This is a genomic window from Kocuria sp. KD4 (genome assembly GCF_011769905.1).
Taxonomy (GTDB): Bacteria; Actinomycetota; Actinomycetes; order Actinomycetales; family Micrococcaceae; genus Kocuria; species Kocuria marina.
The window spans coordinates 1,533,557-1,549,951 of sequence record NZ_CP050449.1 but is presented as its reverse complement, the minus strand read 5'-3'; the positions used below and the strand labels follow the sequence as shown (position 1 = coordinate 1,549,951).

Below are 16,395 nucleotides of genomic sequence, written 5' to 3'. Positions count from 1 at the left end.
CGGATCCGCGCAGCCCCCACGGCCAGTAGCACCACCTTTTCCGTCCACCACAGGAGTCATAAAACACGTGAGCACGAACAACGAAGGCATCGTCAACCCGCCCGTCGATCGGTTGCTCGACAAGACGGATTCCAAGTACGGACTCGTGATCTTCGGGGCCCGCCGAGCCCGCCAGATCAACGCCTACTACTCGCAGTTGCACGAGGGTCTGTTCGAGTACGTGGGTCCGCTCGTGGACACCCAGCTCAACGAGAAGCCCTTGTCCATCGCGTTCCGCGAGGTCGACGAGGGCCTGATCGAGGCCGTGCACGTGGACCACGCCGGGTTCACCCCCAACGGCCAGATGGTCAACAACGAGTCCACCGCCACGGACATGTTCACCGGCGACTTCTTCGCCCAGGGTGAGCAGGACGGCACCGCGGTCTTCTCCGACGGCGTCCAGCTGGGGGAGACCTCCGAGGAGATCCCGGCCGCGGACACCGAGGACCCCGCCGAGGGTTCCGCAGAGTCCTCCGAGCAGTGACCGACCCGCACAGCCGCGACGCCCCCGTCCCCTCCCCGCCCCGCGCCCCGTTGCGCGTGGTGTTGGGTGTGGGCGGGGGCATCGCCGCATACAAGGCCGCCCTGCTGTCCCGGTTGTTCTCCGAGGCCGGCCACCACGTGGTGCCCATGCCCACCGAGGCCGCCCTGCAGTTCGTGGGTGCGCCCACGTGGGAGGCCCTCACGGGCGAGCACGTCTCGGGGTCGGTCTTCGACCGGATCGACACGGTCAACCACGTGGCCCAGGGCCAGGCCGCGGACCTCGTGGTGATCGCCCCGGCCACGGCGGACCTCATGGCCCGGGTGGCCCACGGGCACGCGGACGACCTGCTGACCACCACGGTGCTCGCGACCGCCGCGCCCGTGCTGCTGGCCCCGGCCATGCACACCGAGATGTGGCAGAACCCGGCCACGCAGCGCAACGTGGCCCTGTTGCGCGAGCACGGCCACACGGTCCTCGACCCGGCCAGCGGTCGGCTCACGGGCAAGGACAGCGGCCCGGGCCGGTTACCCGAGCCGCAGGAGATCTTCGACGCCGCGCTCGCCCTCGTGGACCCCGCCTCCAGCTCCGCCCACTCATCGTCCGACGGCGACGACGCTCTGCGCGGACGCCGCGTCCTGGTCACCGCGGGCGGGACGCGCGAAGCCCTGGATCCCGTGCGCTTCCTGGGCAACCGGTCCTCGGGCAAGCAGGGCGTGGCCCTGGCCCGTGCCGCGCGCGACGCGGGCGCACACGTGCACCTGATCGCCGCGCACGTGGAGACCGAGCTGCCGAGCGGCGTCGACATCACGCGCGTGTCCTCGGCGCGTGAGCTGCAGGACGCGACCCTGGCTGCCGCGCGCGAGGCCGACGTCGTGATCATGGCCGCCGCCGTGGCGGACTACCGCCCGGACACCGTGGGCGAGCACAAGATGAAGAAGTCCGAGGACGGCACGGACCCCGTGATCCGGCTGGTGCGCAACCCGGACATCCTGCGCGCCGTCGTGGCCCAGCGTGCCGAGCGCTCTCTCGAGCAGCTGATCGTGGGCTTCGCCGCCGAGACCGGGGACGCCGAGCACTCGGTGCTCGACTTCGCCCGCGCCAAGCTCGAACGCAAGGGCTGCGACCTGCTCGTGCTCAACGAGGTGGGCACGGACAAGGTCTTCGGTCGCGACGACACCGAGGTCACCGTGCTCTCGGCCCGCTCGAGCGAGGACCGCGGGGCGCGCGGGACCAAGGACGAGGTCGCGCGGTTCGTGGTGCAGCGCATCGCCGAGGACGTCCGCACCGACGGGTAATGTGGTCTCCCGTGAACGAAGCGAGCAAGCACCTGAGAATCTTCACGTCCGAGTCGGTGACCGAGGGGCACCCGGACAAGATCTGTGACCAGATCTCCGACTCGATCCTGGACGCTCTGCTAACCGAGGATCCCAATTCCTCGGTGGCCGTGGAGACCATGGTCACCACGGGCCTCGTGCACGTGGCGGGCGAGGTCAAGACGGACGCTTATGTGGAGATCCCCCACATCGTGCGCAAGACCCTGCTGGACATCGGGTACAACTCCTCCGTGCACGGTTTCGACGGCGAGTTCTGCGGTGTGTCCATCAGCGTGGGCGAGCAGTCCAACGAGATCTACGAGGGTGTGTTCACGTCCCTCGAGGAGCGCACCGGTGCCGCGCGTGACCCCCGGGACGCCCAGGGCGCGGGGGACCAGGGCATCATGTTCGGGTACGCCTCGGACGAGACGGACACGCTCATGCCCGCCCCCATTCTGCTGGCGCACCGGCTGTCCGAGCAGCTCACACGGGTGCGCAAGACTGCGGTGCTGCCCGGTCTGCGCCCGGACGGCAAGACTCAGGTGACCCTGGGTTACGACGGGCACACCCCCGTCTCCGTGGACACCGTGGTCGTCTCCTCCCAGCACGCGGAGAACTACGACCTGGACCAGCTCACCCGCGATCTCACGACCAGCGTGATCAGCCCCGTCCTGGAGGACTCCGGACTGGACCTGTCCGCGACCAAGATCATCGTCAACCCCGCGGGCAACTTCGTGCGCGGCGGTCCCGTGGGGGACGCCGGGTTGACCGGACGCAAGATCATCGTGGACACCTACGGTGGTATGGCCCGCCACGGCGGCGGCGCGTTCTCCGGCAAGGACCCCTCCAAGGTGGACCGCTCCGCCGCGTACGCGATGCGCTGGGTCGCCAAGAACGTCGTGGCCGCCGGACTGGCCCGCCGTGCGGAGGTCCAGGTGGCCTACGCGATCGGTCAGGCCCGTCCCGTGGGCCTGTATGTGGAGACCTTCGGCACCGAGACCGTGGACCCCGCGCGGATCGAGAAGGCGATCTCCGAGGTGTTCGACCTGCGGCCGTTGGCGATCATCGAGGACCTGGACCTCAAGCGCCCCATCTACGCCAAGACCGCCGCCCACGGTCACTTCGGCCGTCATGACCCCGACTTCACGTGGGAGCGCACGGACCGGGTCCAGGAGTTGCGTTCCGCCGCGGGGCTGTGAGCCCCGGCCCCGCCGGGACGGAGCCCGCTATGCCGGAGTCTCCCAGGCTGGAGTCGGCGGGCACCGCGCGCCCGGACTCCGCGACTGCGGGGTCCGTCCCCGCGGACCGGGACACCCCCGAGCGGGACACGTCCGGTGAGCAGCTCGCGCTCGCGGGTCTGCCGGAGGCCGCACCCCCGGCCCAGCCGCGTACTTTGCCCCGAAAGGCCCTGGGCTCCGAGGGTCGCGCGGCGCGCGACCCCGTGGCCAAGGTCCTACTCGAGGCCTACGTCCCGCACCTGGACCGGGTCTTCGACTACCGCGTGACCGCTGCCCTCGACGACCAGGCGGTCGTGGGGTCCAAGGTCTCGGTGGTTTTCGCGGGCCGGAAGATGTCCGGGTGGGTCGTGGATCGTGTGGCCCACACGGACGTCCCCGAGGACCGATTGTTGCCCATCCGCCGTGTGCTCACGCCTCTGCCGGTGGCCCGCCCCGAGATCGTCGAGCTCGCGCAGGCCGTGGCCGAACGCTGCGCGGGCACGGTCGCGGACGTCCTGCGGGTCGCGATCGCCCCGCGGGTCGCGCGGGTGGACAAGGAGTTCGCGGCTCCCGAAGCCGCCGAGACCTCCGAGACGGGCGTCGTGAATGCGGACGACGACGCCGCGGTGCCGGCCGACCTATCAGCGGGCCCCGCTTCCGACGGCGCCGCCGATGCGGACCCGACCGCGGCCCCCGAGCCCGGCCGAGCGCCCTCGTCTCCCGTGGAGCCCGCGACGCCCGGCTGGCAGCACTACACGGGCGGCCTGGAGTTCGTGGCGTCCGTGGGGCGTGGTGAGCCGGCGCGCGCGGTCGTGGAGGTACTGCCCTCGGCCGAGGACCACGACTGGGCGGGGCTGACCGCGAGCGCCATGGCCACCGCGTACGCCGCTGGTCGTGGGGCTGTGGGCGTGGTCGCGGACCATAAGGCCCTGGAGCGGCTCGAACGGGCGCTGTGCGAGCTGGTGGGGGAGGACGCCGTCGTCCGCCTGCACGCCGACGACGGACCCACGCCCCGTTACCGGGGATTCCTCGAGCTCGCGCTCGGGAAGAAGCGCCTGGCCGTGGGCACGCGCTCTGCCGCGTACGCGCCGGTGCAGGACCTCGCGCTCGTGTGTTGTCATGACGACGGGGACGTGAACTTCGTGGAGCAGCGCGCCCCCTACCAGCACACGCGGGACGTGTTGTTGCTGCGCACCCAGCAGCAGGGTCTGGCCGCGCTGTTCACGGGGTACGCGGTGAGTCCCGAGGCGCTGCGGCTCGTGGCCACAGGGTGGGCGGCGCGCGTGGCACCAGATCGCGCGGACCTGCGCCGGTTCTCCCCGCGCATCGAAGCGACCTCCGATTCCTACAACACCGCCCTCGACCCGCTCGCGGCGCGCGCCCGGTTGCCGCACGAGGCGTTCCGGGTGGCACGCGAGGCCCTGAAGTCCGGGCCCGTGCTCGTGCAGGTGGCGCGCAAGGGCTATGCTCCCGTGCTCGCCTGCCAGCGGTGCCGTACGCCCGCGCGCTGCCAGGCATGCGACGGGTCCCTCGCGCTGGATTCCGCCCACGCCGTGCCGGTGTGCACGTGGTGCGGGCGTCACGCCCATGACTGGCGGTGCGTGGAGTGTGGGTTCACCCGGGTGCGATTGAGTACCGTGGGGGCGTCCCGGACCGCGGAGGAGCTGGGCCGTTCGTTCCCGCAGGTGCCCGTGATCTCGTCGAGCGACCGCACCGTGCGGCCCCGGGTGGGGTCCGCCCCGGCGCTCGTGGTGGCGACGCCGGGAGCGGAGCCCGTCGCGGACGGCGGCTACGCCGCCGCGCTGCTGCTGGACGGCAACCGGATGCTTGCCCGGCCGTGGCTGCGTGCGGAGGAGCAGACCCTGCGCCGGTGGTTCAACGCCGCCGCCCTGGTGCGGGCGTCCTCCGACGGCGGCACCGTGGTGGTCACCGCGGACCTGGACCGTGCCGTCTCGGCGCTCGTGCGCTGGGACCCGGCTGGGCACGCAGAGCGAGAGCTGCGGGAGCGCCACGAGCTGGGTCTGCCACCGGCTGTGCGGACAGCGGCGCTGACCGGCCCGCGGGATGCCGTGGACGCCACCCTGCGGGACCTCGCGCTGCCCGAGCGCGTTCGTGTGGTTGGCCCCGCACCGGTGGAGCAGACTCCCGGCAATGGCGCCGACCTTGCTGAGACCGTCACCAACGACGCCGCCACTCTGGACGGTGCCGACGCCGCCCGCTCCTCGGAGCGCGGCGGGAACCGGCCCTACCGTGCGCTGCTGTTCTTCGGCTTCGGGATCGCACCGCGGGTCACCGGTGCCCTGCGGGCGGAGAAGGCACGCGCCTCCGCGCTGCGCGAACACGCGCCGGTCACGGTGCGCTGCGACGTCGCCGACCTGCTGTAGGGTGCGTCACAGCCGTCGTCGACGGACCCTGACGTGCCGCGGATCGCGAGGCGGGACCCGGACCGCATGCGTGCACCAGGACTGGCTGAGCTGCTCAGTCAAATGTGTCGAATTGTTAATCCTCTTGCACGGGGTGGACGTGGCAGTCCTACGGTGGAGGGCACGTTCACGCGGGGTGGCACCGCGCACCGGGGCAAAGAGTCCCGGCGTGCGCGCGAGTCATCACCGCAGACCCGTTCCCGAAAGGATCCGCATGTCGCTGCAGCTCATTGAAATTGTTCCCGCCGTGGCCGAGAAGGAGGCCGTGCGCTCGATCATCGACGCGACGTCGAGCGCTGTCACGCAGGCCTCTGCCGAACTCATCGAGTCCCAGGTGACGGCGGACCACGCTCGCGTGTTCGTCGTCGTGGAGACGCAGCAGGACACGCCCGAGGGTCTTGCGCAGACCGTGCGCACGGCGCTGGGGGATTCCGTCACCGAGGTCACCGGCCCGGACGAGGTGCGCCTGGTGGGCGCGGAGCTCGAGGACATCAAGAAGCTCCGTGGCCAGACCGACTACCTCGTGGAGTGGGACATCCCCGCCGAGATCACCATGGAGCAGTACCTCACCCGCAAGAAGGCGAACGCGCCCAAGTACGCCGAGGTTCCCGAGGTGTCGTTCCTGCGCACCTACGTGCGCGAGGACACCGCCAAGTGCCTGTGCTTCTACAACGCACCGGACGAGGACGCCGTGGCGCGCGCCCGCGCGGCTGTGGACACCCCCTTCGACCGGATGTTCAAGCTCGAGGTCTGAGTCCCGCGTCCACCCATCACCACCACCGGGTGCCGCAGCCCACCACGGGCCGCGGCACCCGGCGCACGCCCCGTCAGAACGGAACCCATGTCCCAGCCCAGTGCTTCGGCAACCTTCGAGACTGCCTCCGACCAGGAGCTCCTGGCCCCACTGACCGACTACCCGGAACACGGCCTGGTCCGGGCCCGCGCGGCCGAGCGTGCCAGGGCCACCGACGAGGCGGACACCACCCCGTTCGAGACCCTGCGCGAGCTCGGGCAGCGGGGCCTGCTGGACCTGGGTCTCGGGGGCGGGGACCTGCGTGGACAAGCAGCCGTCGTCTTCGACCTCGCGGCCGAGTGCACGGCCACGGCGTTCTCACTGTGGGGCCACCGCTCCGGCCTCGAGTACCTCGACGCGGTGGGGGCGCCCGTCGCGTCTGAGCTGCGCACCGGTGACGTGCCGCTGTGCTCCGCCATGGCACCGGCGTTCAAGGCCGCGGCGGGCATCGGTGAGATTCCCGTGACGCTCACCCGCCGGGGGGACCACCTGGTGCTCGACGGCACCGTGCCGTGGGCCTCGAACCTGTACCCGGATGCCGTCGTGATCCTGCCGGTCGTCCGGGAGGACGGACGCCCCGCGATCGTCCGCACCCGGGTGGCATTGCCCGGGGTCAGCGTGCGGCCGCTGGAGAACCTCATGGCGCTCAACGCCACGGCGTCCGGCATCCTGCGCCTGGAGGGCGTGGAGATCGACGCGGAGCAGGACGTCCTCACCGAGGACGTCCCCGGGTTCCTGGCCACGGTCCGCGGACCGTTCCTGCTGCTGCAGACCTCGTTCTGCCTCGGTCTCTCCGCGGCGGCGCTGACGAGCGCGCGGGAGAACCTGGGCGGCGTCGGCGAGATGTTCCGCGAGGACCTGGACGACGCCGTGGCGGAGCAGCAGCGCCTGCGCGCGGACCTCGTGCGCCTGGCACGGGAACCGCGTGCCGCCGCACCCCGCGAGCTCCTGCAGTTGCGCCTCGACGCAGCCCTGCTCACCGGCGAAGCCACCCGCCTGGAGGCGAAGATCGTGGGCGGCCGTGGCTACGCGCTGTCCTCGCCCACGGCGCGACGCGCACGGGAAGCAGCGTTCCTGCCCGTCCAGTCGCCCACGGAAGGCCACCTGCGGTGGGAACTGCGCAGGCTCGGGTGAGGCACGGGCACGACGGCACCGCGGTGACCACGGACCCGGGCACCGCGCTGCGGGTGCACGGTGTCAGCAAAACCTACCCGGGGGCCTCCGACCCCGCCCTCGACGGCGTGGACCTCACCCTGCACCGGGGCGAGACCCTCGCCGTGCTGGGCCCCAGCGGTTCCGGGAAGTCCACCTTGCTGCGTGCCATCGCCGGGCTCGAGACCCTCGACGGGGGCAGCATCGAGTTCTCGGACCCTGACGCCCGCCTTGCCGTGGTCTTCCAGACCCCGGCACTGTTCCCCTGGCTGTCCGTGCGGCGCAACATCGCCCTCGGCGGCAGGTACCGGCGCAACCGCGACCGCTTCGACGACGAGCACGTGGGCGAGCTGCTCGAGATCCTCGGCCTCTCCCACCTCGCCCACACCCCCGTGCAGGAGCTCTCCGGCGGCCAGGCCCAGCGGGTCTCCGTGGGCAGGGCGCTCGCCGTGCGCCCGGACGTGCTGCTGCTCGACGAACCCTTCAGCGCGCTGGACCCCGCCACCCGCGAGGACCTGCAGCAGTGGCTGCGGCAGCTGACCACTGACCTCGGGCTGACGGTCTTCCTGGTCACGCACGACGTCGCCGAGGCCATGGCGCTGGGGGACCGCATCGGCTTCTTCGCCGGACCGCGCGGTTTTCGGCGGCAGTGGGTTCCGTCCCAGGACGGCACCACGGCCGGACAGATTCTCGCGACGTACCGCGGCACGGACGACGAGGCGGGAACCTGGGAGATATGAGCGGGTCTCTCACCACACGGCGGACCGTCCTGCGCGCCGGGACCGCGGCGGTGGCACTGACGGGTGCGGCGTGGGGCGCCGGTTCCCTCTACACGGGAACCCGCATCGGCAGCGGTGGTGACGGCGGCTCACGGCCCGTGCGCATCGGGTACCTGCCGATCACTGATGCCGCGCCCCTGCTGGTGGCCCACGCCAACGGCTACTACGACGACGCCGGGGTGGCCGTCGCGCGGCCCGTCCTGTTCCGCAGCTGGTCCTCGCTGTCCGAGGCCTTCGTGGCGGGCAAGGTGGAGGCCATCCACATGCTCATGCCCATGGCCCTGTACATGCGCTACGAGCTGCAGGCGGACGTGCGGATCACGGCGTGGAACCACACGAACGGCTCTTCGCTCACTGTGCACCCGGAGATCACGGACCTTGCGGGGCTTGCCGGCCGCACCGTGGCGATTCCCGCCTGGTGGTCCATCCACAACGTGGTGGTGCAGAAGATGCTCCGCGCCGAGGGGCTGACACCCGTGATGCGTGAGAGCCCGTCCACGAGCGCCCGGACCGTGGCGCTGGTCCCGATGGCCCCCTCGGACATGCTGCCCGCACTGAACAACGGGGTAATCGGCGGGTACGTGGTCGCGGACCCGTTCAACGCGGCCGCGGAGGCGAAGCACGTGGGCACGATCCACCGGTTCCTGGGGGACGTGTGGCGGGACCACGCCTGCTGCGTGACCATGCTGCGCGGGGAGCTGCTGAGGGATCGTCCCGAGCAGGCAGCGGGTTTCATGGACGCGCTGGTCCGCGCGCAGGCGTGGGCGCGGACAAACCGCCCCGAGACCGCGGCGGTGCTGGCCTCCGGCTACCTCCCGCAGCCAAAGCCCGTGATCCAGCGGGCCCTGACCTACACCGCGGCCGCGCACGCCGACGCGCTGCACCACCCTGACTGGCACGGTGAGTCCCTGGACTTCCGGCCCTACCCGTACCCGAGTTTCACGCAGGAGCTGGTGCGCGCGATGCAGGACACGGTGGTGGATGCCCCCGCCGGGTTCCTCACCGGGCTCGATCCTGCCACCGCGCACCGCGAGCTGGTGGACGACGCATTGGTGACCCGGAGCATCGCAAGGGCAGGCGGCTGGGGTGCGTTCGGGATGCGCGGCACCACACGCACCGAGGAGATCCAGGCATGAGTCCCACATCCCGCAGCACGCCCGAGAGCACGGGCACGGATCTCGCCGCCGCACCGTCAGCGGGTGGCACCGGCCCAGCCCCTGTCCGAGACTCCAGAGCGGGTGCGCACAGTGACCGAGCGACATCGCCGTCCACGTCCCGGAGACGGGCGGGCGGGGGCGCCGGACGAGGTGCGGCCGTGGCTTGGGGCACGTTCGGCGTCCTCGTGACCGTGGCGGCGTGGTGGGCGTTCACCCACGCGGCCGCCGGCGGGTCCACGATGATCGCGGCTTTCCGCCCCGAGCAGCTGCCAGGTGCCGTCGGTTCGCTCCTGGAACGGGGAGTTGTGGTCCAGGACGCAGTCACGAGTCTGTGGCGCCTGCTCGGCGGTCTGTTACTGGCGACGGCGATCGGCGTGCCGCTGGGACTGGTGATCGGTTCCTGGCAACGGGTGCGGTGGGCGAGCGCGCCCGTGGTGCAGTTCCTGCGGATGGTCTCGCCGCTGTCGTGGGCACCGGTGGCCGTGGCCCTGTTCGGAGTGGGCAGTGCGCCGGTGGTCTTCCTCGTGGCGGCCGCCGCCGTGTGGCCGATCACCCTGAACACCGCGGCGGGGGTCGCCGCGCTGGACCCGGCCCACCTCCGGGTGGCACGTACCCTGGGTGCAACACCGTTCGAGCGGCTGCTCACGGTGGTGTTTCCGAGCATCCGTCCTTACGTCATGACCGGGGTGCGCCTAGCGCTGGGCATCTCGTGGGTCGTGCTGGTGCCCGCGGAAATGCTTGGGGTCAGCACCGGGCTGGGCTACGAGATCCTCAACGCGCGGGACCGTCTGGCCTACGACGAGATGCTCGTGGTGATCCTCGTCATCGGGCTGCTCGGCATCGCGCTGGACGCCCTCGCCCAGTGGCTGCTGCGGGAACGGGTGGTGCGCACCTGAGGGGGTCGGCGACGTCGCCCCCGGTCACCACTCGAAGCACTGTCGGCTGACCCGTGCAGGGCTGAGTCCCCCAGGGCCGAGAACCGGGGGGCGAGTACGGGGGAACTGTGCGCAGCGGTTCAACCGCGCTGGTGCAGCTCCCACGCCAGGTCCAGCAGGTCCCGCGCGGAGTCCTCCCAGGTGTGCTCGCAGATCCGCTCCAACCCCGCGAGCACGCGTTCGTGGGCCATGGTGGGGTTCGTGAGTTCGCGCACCCGGGCGGCGAACGCGGCGTCGTCGTCCGCGGGGGCATAGCCGGCGGCATCGCCGGCGACCTCGCGGAAGATCGGCAGGTCGGAGCAGACGACAGGCGCACCCTCGGCGAAGGCCTCCACGAGCGGCAGGCCGTAGCCCTCCGCGCGGGAGGCCGTGATCAGCGCGGCGCACGAGGACAGCAGCTCGCGGTACTGCTCCTCGCCCACTCCGCCGTGGAAGATCACGCGGGCCCCGGCCGGCACCTGGGCCTGAAGCTCGGCGCGGCGCGCGGGGGAGATGCGCGAGAGCAGGTGCAGGGTGCGCCCCGGGAGGTGGGCCATCGCCCGCAGCAGGGTCTCCACGTTCTTGTACGGCAGGAACGAGCCCATGTACACCAGGTCCGTGCCGCGGCGTGAAAGCCGCGCGAGCGCCTCGTCCTCGGGGACCCCCGCCGACGGCGCCGCGTTGGCAATCACGCGCACGTCCCGTTTCGTGAGGCGGTGCGCAAGGATCTGCTGCCGGGAGGTCTCGGAGACCGTGGCCACGGCGTCGGCGCGGTTGAGCGTGAGCCTCTGGGGCCACCAGGCCTTGTGGTACGCGCGCCAACCCCACTGCACCGGCAAGGGGAGATCGCCCGGGGGCTGCGGGTGCTCGTAGTAGATCAGGTCGTGCAGCGTGAGGATCAGCTTGTGGCGGCGCCCCAGCGAGCCCATGGTCTGCATGGGGGAGAACACGACGTCGGGTGCGTACCGGCTCAGCAGGGCGCCCGTGAGCACCTCGGCCGGGGACGTAACGGACGGGCCCAGCAGCGTGGGCAGACCGTCGGAGATCAGGGCAGCCTGGGCGGGATCGCTGATCAGTGCGGCGAGGCGGACGCGCGGATCGGAGGCAACTGCCCGGGCCGTGGCGGCGAGCAATTCGGCACTGTAGCGGCTGATCCCATCGTGGTGATCGGTGCGGATGTAGCGGGCGTCGAAGAGCAGCTTCACCGCTCGTCGGTCCCGTAGAGTCCGCGCGCGGTGGCCTCCTTGGTGAGCTGGTGCTCACCGGAGCCCGGGTCCACCGCGGGGATCATCCCGGTGAGTTGGTCCGGGGTGGAGGCGGTCGTGTCCGCGTGGGGTAACTGGTCGTAGCCCTCGAGGGGTTCCGGCGCGGGGGACGCCAGGAAGTCTTCGATGTAATCCGCCGCGAGCTGTGGGGTCTCGTAGTGGATCAGGTGACCCACCCCGGGGATGATCTTGAGGCTGTGGCTGCGGATCCACGAGGCCATGGTGCGCTGCGAGCGCACGGAGCCCAATTCGTCCTGGTCGCCCACGATGAGCAGGGTGGGCATGGTCAGGTTCATCGCGACCTCCGCGACGGTGTGGGAGATCGACGCCTGATAGGCCTCGGTGAGCACGTCCCGGTTGGCGAAGGTGTTGAAGTAGGCCTGGTGCTGGCGCAGCGCGTAGTTGCGGATCCCCGGGTCCTCGGACTTGACCATCACGTCCGTCATGAGTTTCACGACGGCGTTCGAGGCCAGCAATTTGGTGCCCAGCCGCCGGGGGAGGGACGCGCCCGCGGAGTAGTAGAGCTCCGTGAGCTTGGTCAGCCGCTTCTGCTGTCCGGCCAGGGCGGGTTCTGAGATGGGGTTGAGCAGGATCAACCGTTCCACCATGGCGGGGTACTCCACGGCGAAGTGCGCCGCCAGGGTGGACCCGAAGGAGTGCCCCGCGAGCACGATGCCCGTCTCGCAGCCCGGATGGACGGCGTTATCGGTCAGTGCCTCGAGGAACTCGCGCACGAACTCCACGTAGCTGGATACCGAGTGTTCCCGGTCCGGGAAGGGCTCCGAGCGTCCGAAACCGGGCAGGTCCGGTAGCACCACGTGGTATTTCTCGCGTAGGGCGGTCGCGATCAGCTGCAGACCGTGGTGGTCCCCACGGAACCCGTGGAGCATCACGAGCAACGGTTTGTGCTTCTTGTCAGCGTCGTAGAACCAGTAGCGCACGCGGTACCCGTCCAATTGCACGCTGCGGCGTTCGGCGTAGGTGTTCTCCACGGGTCCTCCAGTCGTGCGGCGTCGGCGCATCCATGCTAGCCGGGAGAGGCGCGGTGGCGGGCTGGTCTAAACTGGGAGAAATCCCCACACGAGAACGGGGGACCAGGCTGTCACCGCGCCGGTACCTGGGCGAGCGAGCATCCCCGGCCCATCCCCGTGAACTTTGAAGGCGAGGCACGTGAGCGAGCACAGCACCCCGGATGCGGGCACGGACTACGACGTCCAGCGCATCGAGGCCACCTGGTCCGGCTACTGGGAGGACAACCGGGTCTTCGCGCCCCGGGACGACGGTTCCGCTCCGCGGCGTTACGTCCTGGACATGTTCCCCTACCCCTCGGGTGACCTGCATATGGGCCACGCGGAGGCGTTCGCCATGGGGGACGTCGTCTCCCGCTACTGGCTGCACCGCGGGTACGATGTGATGCACCCGATCGGCTGGGACTCCTTCGGCCTGCCGGCGGAGAACGCCGCCATCAAGCGTGACGCCCATCCCGCGGAGTGGACCTACCGCAACATCGACACCCAGCGCGCCTCGTTCAAGCGCTACGCGATCAGCGTGGACTGGGACCGGGAGATCCACACGTCCGACCCCGAGTACTACCGCTGGACGCAGTGGCTGTTCCTGCAGTTCTACAAGCACGGGTTGGCGTACCGGAAGGACTCCCCGGTCAACTGGTGCCCCAAGGACCAGACGGTGCTCGCCAACGAGCAAGTAGTCAACGGTGCGTGCGAGCGCTGCCACACCCCTGTGACCAAGAAGTCCCTGAACCAGTGGTATTTCAAGATCACCGACTACGCCCAGCGCTTGCTGGACGACATGGGTGAGCTGGAGGGCCACTGGCCCGAGCGTGTGCTGGCCATGCAGCGCAACTGGATCGGGCGTTCCGAGGGCGCGCACGTGAAGTTCGTGATCGAGGGCGCCCCCGCCGAGGGCGCGGACCCCGAGGACACCTCCGGGCGTACCGTCACCGTGTTCACGACCCGCCCGGACACCCTCCACGGCGCCACGTTCTGCGTGGTCGCCGCGGACGCCGCGATCGCCCAGGAGATCGTGGCCCCCGAACACGCCGACGCGCTCGCCGCGTACCGGGAGGACGTCAAGGCACTGTCGGACATCGAACGCCAGGCCTCCGACCGGGAGAAGACCGGTGTGTTCCTGGGCCGCTACGCGGTCAACCCCCTCACGGGCGAGAAGCTGCCGGTGTGGGCCTCGGACTACGTCCTGGCTGATTACGGCACCGGCGTGATCATGGCGGTGCCCGCCCACGACCAACGGGACCTGGACTTCGCCCGGGCCTTCGACCTGCCCGTGCGCGCGGTCCTGGACACCGGCGAGGAGGACCCCGCGAGCACGGGGGTCGCCACCACCGGTGACGGCACCCTGATCAACTCCGGACCGCTGAATGGGCTGTCCAAGGCGGAGGCGGTGGCCAAGGCCATCGAGATCGTCACTGAGGCCGGGACCGGCGAGCATCACGTGAACTTCCGACTGCGGGACTGGTTGCTGTCCCGGCAGCGGTTCTGGGGTGCACCGATTCCCATCGTGCACTGCCCCTCGTGCGGCGAGGTGCCCGTACCCGAGGACCAGCTGCCCGTGCGGCTGCCCGAGGACCTGCGCGGTGAGCAACTCGCGCCCAAGGGCAGGAGCCCGCTCGCAGCGGCGTCGGACTGGGTCACCGTGGCGTGCCCCGCGTGCGGCGGGCAGGCCACGCGCGACACCGACACCATGGACACGTTCGTGGACTCCTCGTGGTACTATCTGCGCTACGCGTCCCCGCACGACGACGCTGCGCCGTTCGACCGCGCCGAGGTGGACCGGTGGCTGCCCGTGGACCAGTACGTGGGCGGTGTGGAGCACGCGATCCTGCACCTGCTGTACTCGCGGTTCTTCACCAAGGCGCTCTACGACTTCGGGTTGATCGGATTCCAGGAGCCGTTCAAGGCGCTGCTGAACCAGGGTCAGGTCCTCAACGGGGGCAAGGCCATGTCCAAGTCCTTGGGCAACGGCGTGGACCTGGGTGAGCAGCTGAACGAGTTCGGCGTGGACGCCGTGCGCCTGACCATGGTCTTCGCGTCACCGCCCGAGGACGACGTGGACTGGGCGGACGTGTCCCCGCAGGGCGCCCAGAAGTTCCTGGCCCGCGCGTGGCGCCTCGCGAAGGACTGCACGGCCGCCCGGGACGCGGACGTGACCACCGGGGACCAGGCGCTGCGCCGTGCGACCCACAAGACGGTCGCGGACGCCGAACAGCTGCTCGACGCGCACAAGTTCAACGTGGTGATCGCCCGGACCATGGAGCTCGTGAACACCGTGCGCAAGGCCATCGACGCGGGCTGCGGTCCGGCCGATCCCGCCGTGCGCGAGGCCACCGAGGCCGTGGCGATCCTGCTGAGCCTCGTGGCGCCGTACACCTCCGAGGACATGTGGCACCTGCTCGGGCACGAGGACTCCGTGGTGCGCGCCCCGTGGCCCATCGTGGACCCCGCGCTGCTCGTGGAGGACACCGTCACCGCGATCGTGCAGATCAAGGGCAAGGTCCGTGACCGGTTGCAGGTCCCCGCGGACATCACCGACGAGGACCTCGAGGCCGCGGCCATGGGATCGGAGGCCGTCCAGCGCCTGCTGTCCGAGGCCACGGTGCGCAAGGTCATCGTGCGCGCCCCCAAGCTCGTGAACATCGTGGTCTGATGTTCCCCCGCGAGCCCCGGAGCCCGTCCCCCCGTTCCACCGAGCGGGAGGGCGGGCTCCGCCCGTTCGGAGATGCGGCCTCTATTCCTGTCGGCGCGCCGTCAGCGTCCCCGTCTGAGTCCGCCTCCGCGTCCTCGGTCGACGCCGCCGCGCCGCCCCGCGTCGCCGTCGTCACCGACAGTGCCGCCGCCCTGCCCGATGCGTGGCTCCGCGCGTTCGAGGACGCACCGGGCTTCGCGCTCGTGGACATGCCCGTGCTGATCTCCGGTCAGCTCTACACGGCCTGTGAATCCGACACCCTGTCCTCGCTCGTCGTTGCGCTCGCGGAGGGCACACCCGTGACCACGTCCCGGCCGGCCCCGGGGCAGCTGCGTGCCGCGTACCGGCGGTTCGAGGAGGAGGGGTACGACGCCATCGTCTCGGTGCACCTGTCGGGGGAGCTGTCCGGGACGGTGGGCGCCGCCCGGATTGCTCGCCAGGACATCGGGATCCCCGTGCGGATCGTCGACACCGCGAGCGCCGGTCTGGGGCAGGGTCTGGGGGTGCGCGCGGCACTACGAGCAGTGGCGTCGGGGGCGGGGATCGACGACGTCGCTGCGGCCGCCTGTAAGACCGCCGCCCAGGCACAGATACTGATTCAGGTGCGCTCGCTGGAAACCCTGCGCCGGGGTGGACGGGTGAATCCGACCACGGCGATGGTCGGTTCCATGTTCCAGCTCAAACCGCTGCTGAGCATGGCCGAAGGCAAGATCGTGACCGTGGAGCGGCCGGTGTCCTTGTCGCGGGCTAAGGCGCGGTTCATGGTGCTGGCGGGGGAGGCTCTGGCCCACGCAGAGACCGACCGGCCGGTGTTGTGTGTCCACCACGTCGCGGACCCGCACGGGGCGCGCGAGATCGGTGAGGTGCTCATGGATCGCTACCGCCCGGACGCGGAGCTCGTGATCAGTGACCTGCCCCCGGTGCTCAGCGCGCACGTGGGGCTCGGGACGAAGGCCGCGGTGATCGAGGGCGCCACGTCCCGGCCCGTGTGGCACGGCGGGCGGGCTGCACAAGCGCACCCCTGATCCGCGTGTTGCCCGAGTAATCCACCGGTGGCGTCGCGCACCCACGAGCCCTGTCGCCAGTGCGGTGGGGTGGGCGCATGAGTGGAATCGATTTCAGGGGACGGCGCCGGTTCC

At 70.8% G+C, this 16,395-nt stretch carries 13 protein-coding genes; 11 read left to right on the top strand and 2 right to left on the bottom strand.

The window, feature by feature from the left end:
- Window positions 1-67 precede the first annotated feature (67 nt).
- The 9 genes from rpoZ (at window position 68) to HBK84_RS06940 (ending at window position 10,253) form a co-directional block, all read left to right on the top strand.
- On the top strand, window positions 68-523 hold the full coding sequence (gene rpoZ, locus HBK84_RS06980; RefSeq protein WP_167318527.1) for a DNA-directed RNA polymerase subunit omega: 456 nt from the start codon (window positions 68-70) through the stop codon (window positions 521-523).
- Complete coding sequence (coaBC, locus tag HBK84_RS06975; RefSeq protein WP_240918830.1) at window positions 520-1,818, top strand: bifunctional phosphopantothenoylcysteine decarboxylase/phosphopantothenate--cysteine ligase CoaBC; 1,299 nt, start codon at window positions 520-522, stop codon at window positions 1,816-1,818. Before rpoZ ends, coaBC begins: the two co-directional genes overlap by 4 nt.
- An 11-nt stretch (window positions 1,819-1,829) precedes the next feature.
- On the top strand, window positions 1,830-3,035 hold the full coding sequence (gene metK, locus HBK84_RS06970) for a methionine adenosyltransferase (RefSeq protein WP_143470041.1): 1,206 nt from the start codon (window positions 1,830-1,832) through the stop codon (window positions 3,033-3,035).
- Window positions 3,036-3,064: 29 nt separating this feature from the next.
- Window positions 3,065-5,437 carry a primosomal protein N' gene (locus tag HBK84_RS06965; protein WP_305047365.1) on the top strand — a complete coding sequence of 791 codons (2,373 nt, stop codon included), beginning with the start codon at window positions 3,065-3,067 and terminating at the stop codon, window positions 5,435-5,437.
- A 253-nt stretch (window positions 5,438-5,690) separates the two neighbouring features.
- The gene (locus tag HBK84_RS06960) at window positions 5,691-6,230 is read left to right on the top strand and encodes a DUF4242 domain-containing protein (protein ID WP_167318525.1); all 540 of its coding nucleotides are present in this window, start codon (window positions 5,691-5,693) and stop codon (window positions 6,228-6,230) included.
- 87 nt (window positions 6,231-6,317) lie between these two features.
- Window positions 6,318-7,403 (top strand): acyl-CoA dehydrogenase family protein, encoded by a 1,086-nt coding sequence (locus HBK84_RS06955; RefSeq protein ID WP_167318524.1) that lies wholly within the window; start codon window positions 6,318-6,320, stop codon window positions 7,401-7,403.
- Entirely contained in the window at window positions 7,400-8,161 is a 762-nt protein-coding gene (locus tag HBK84_RS06950; RefSeq protein ID WP_240505548.1) for an ABC transporter ATP-binding protein, read from the top strand. The genes HBK84_RS06955 and HBK84_RS06950 overlap by 4 nt, the downstream gene beginning before the upstream one ends.
- The gene (locus HBK84_RS06945) at window positions 8,158-9,336 is read left to right on the top strand and encodes an ABC transporter substrate-binding protein (protein WP_167318523.1); all 1,179 of its coding nucleotides are present in this window, start codon (window positions 8,158-8,160) and stop codon (window positions 9,334-9,336) included. The genes HBK84_RS06950 and HBK84_RS06945 overlap by 4 nt, the downstream gene beginning before the upstream one ends.
- Before the next feature lie 179 nt (window positions 9,337-9,515).
- The gene (locus tag HBK84_RS06940; RefSeq protein WP_229566321.1) at window positions 9,516-10,253 is read left to right on the top strand and encodes an ABC transporter permease; all 738 of its coding nucleotides are present in this window, start codon (window positions 9,516-9,518) and stop codon (window positions 10,251-10,253) included.
- 119 nt (window positions 10,254-10,372) lie between these two features.
- Here HBK84_RS06940 and HBK84_RS06935 read toward each other — a convergent pair whose 3' ends face one another.
- Window positions 10,373-11,476: a glycosyltransferase family 1 protein gene (locus HBK84_RS06935; RefSeq protein WP_085106023.1), complete on the bottom strand. Its 1,104-nt coding sequence runs from the start codon at window positions 11,474-11,476 to the stop codon at window positions 10,373-10,375.
- Complete coding sequence (locus tag HBK84_RS06930) at window positions 11,473-12,528, bottom strand: alpha/beta fold hydrolase (protein ID WP_167318521.1); 1,056 nt, start codon at window positions 12,526-12,528, stop codon at window positions 11,473-11,475. Before HBK84_RS06930 ends, HBK84_RS06935 begins: the two co-directional genes overlap by 4 nt.
- A gap of 178 nt (window positions 12,529-12,706) precedes the next feature.
- On the opposite strand from HBK84_RS06930, the gene leuS reads away from it, so the two are divergent.
- The gene (gene leuS / locus HBK84_RS06925) at window positions 12,707-15,217 is read left to right on the top strand and encodes a leucine--tRNA ligase (RefSeq protein ID WP_167318520.1); all 2,511 of its coding nucleotides are present in this window, start codon (window positions 12,707-12,709) and stop codon (window positions 15,215-15,217) included.
- Complete coding sequence (locus tag HBK84_RS06920; protein WP_167318519.1) at window positions 15,217-16,281, top strand: DegV family protein; 1,065 nt, start codon at window positions 15,217-15,219, stop codon at window positions 16,279-16,281. Before leuS ends, HBK84_RS06920 begins: the two co-directional genes overlap by 1 nt.
- Window positions 16,282-16,395 lie beyond the last annotated feature (114 nt).

Excerpts from the sequence above, each read along its gene's own strand:
- HBK84_RS06965 (WP_305047365.1), top strand. The coding sequence starts at position 3,065 with ATGCCGGAGTCTCCCAGGCTGGAGTCGGCGGGCACCGCGCGCCCGGAC.
- HBK84_RS06960 (WP_167318525.1), top strand. The coding sequence starts at position 5,691 with ATGTCGCTGCAGCTCATTGAAATTGTTCCCGCCGTGGCCGAGAAGGAG.
- HBK84_RS06955 (WP_167318524.1), top strand. The coding sequence starts at position 6,318 with ATGTCCCAGCCCAGTGCTTCGGCAACCTTCGAGACTGCCTCCGACCAG.
- HBK84_RS06945 (WP_167318523.1), top strand. The coding sequence starts at position 8,158 with ATGAGCGGGTCTCTCACCACACGGCGGACCGTCCTGCGCGCCGGGACC.
- HBK84_RS06920 (WP_167318519.1), top strand. The coding sequence starts at position 15,217 with ATGTTCCCCCGCGAGCCCCGGAGCCCGTCCCCCCGTTCCACCGAGCGG.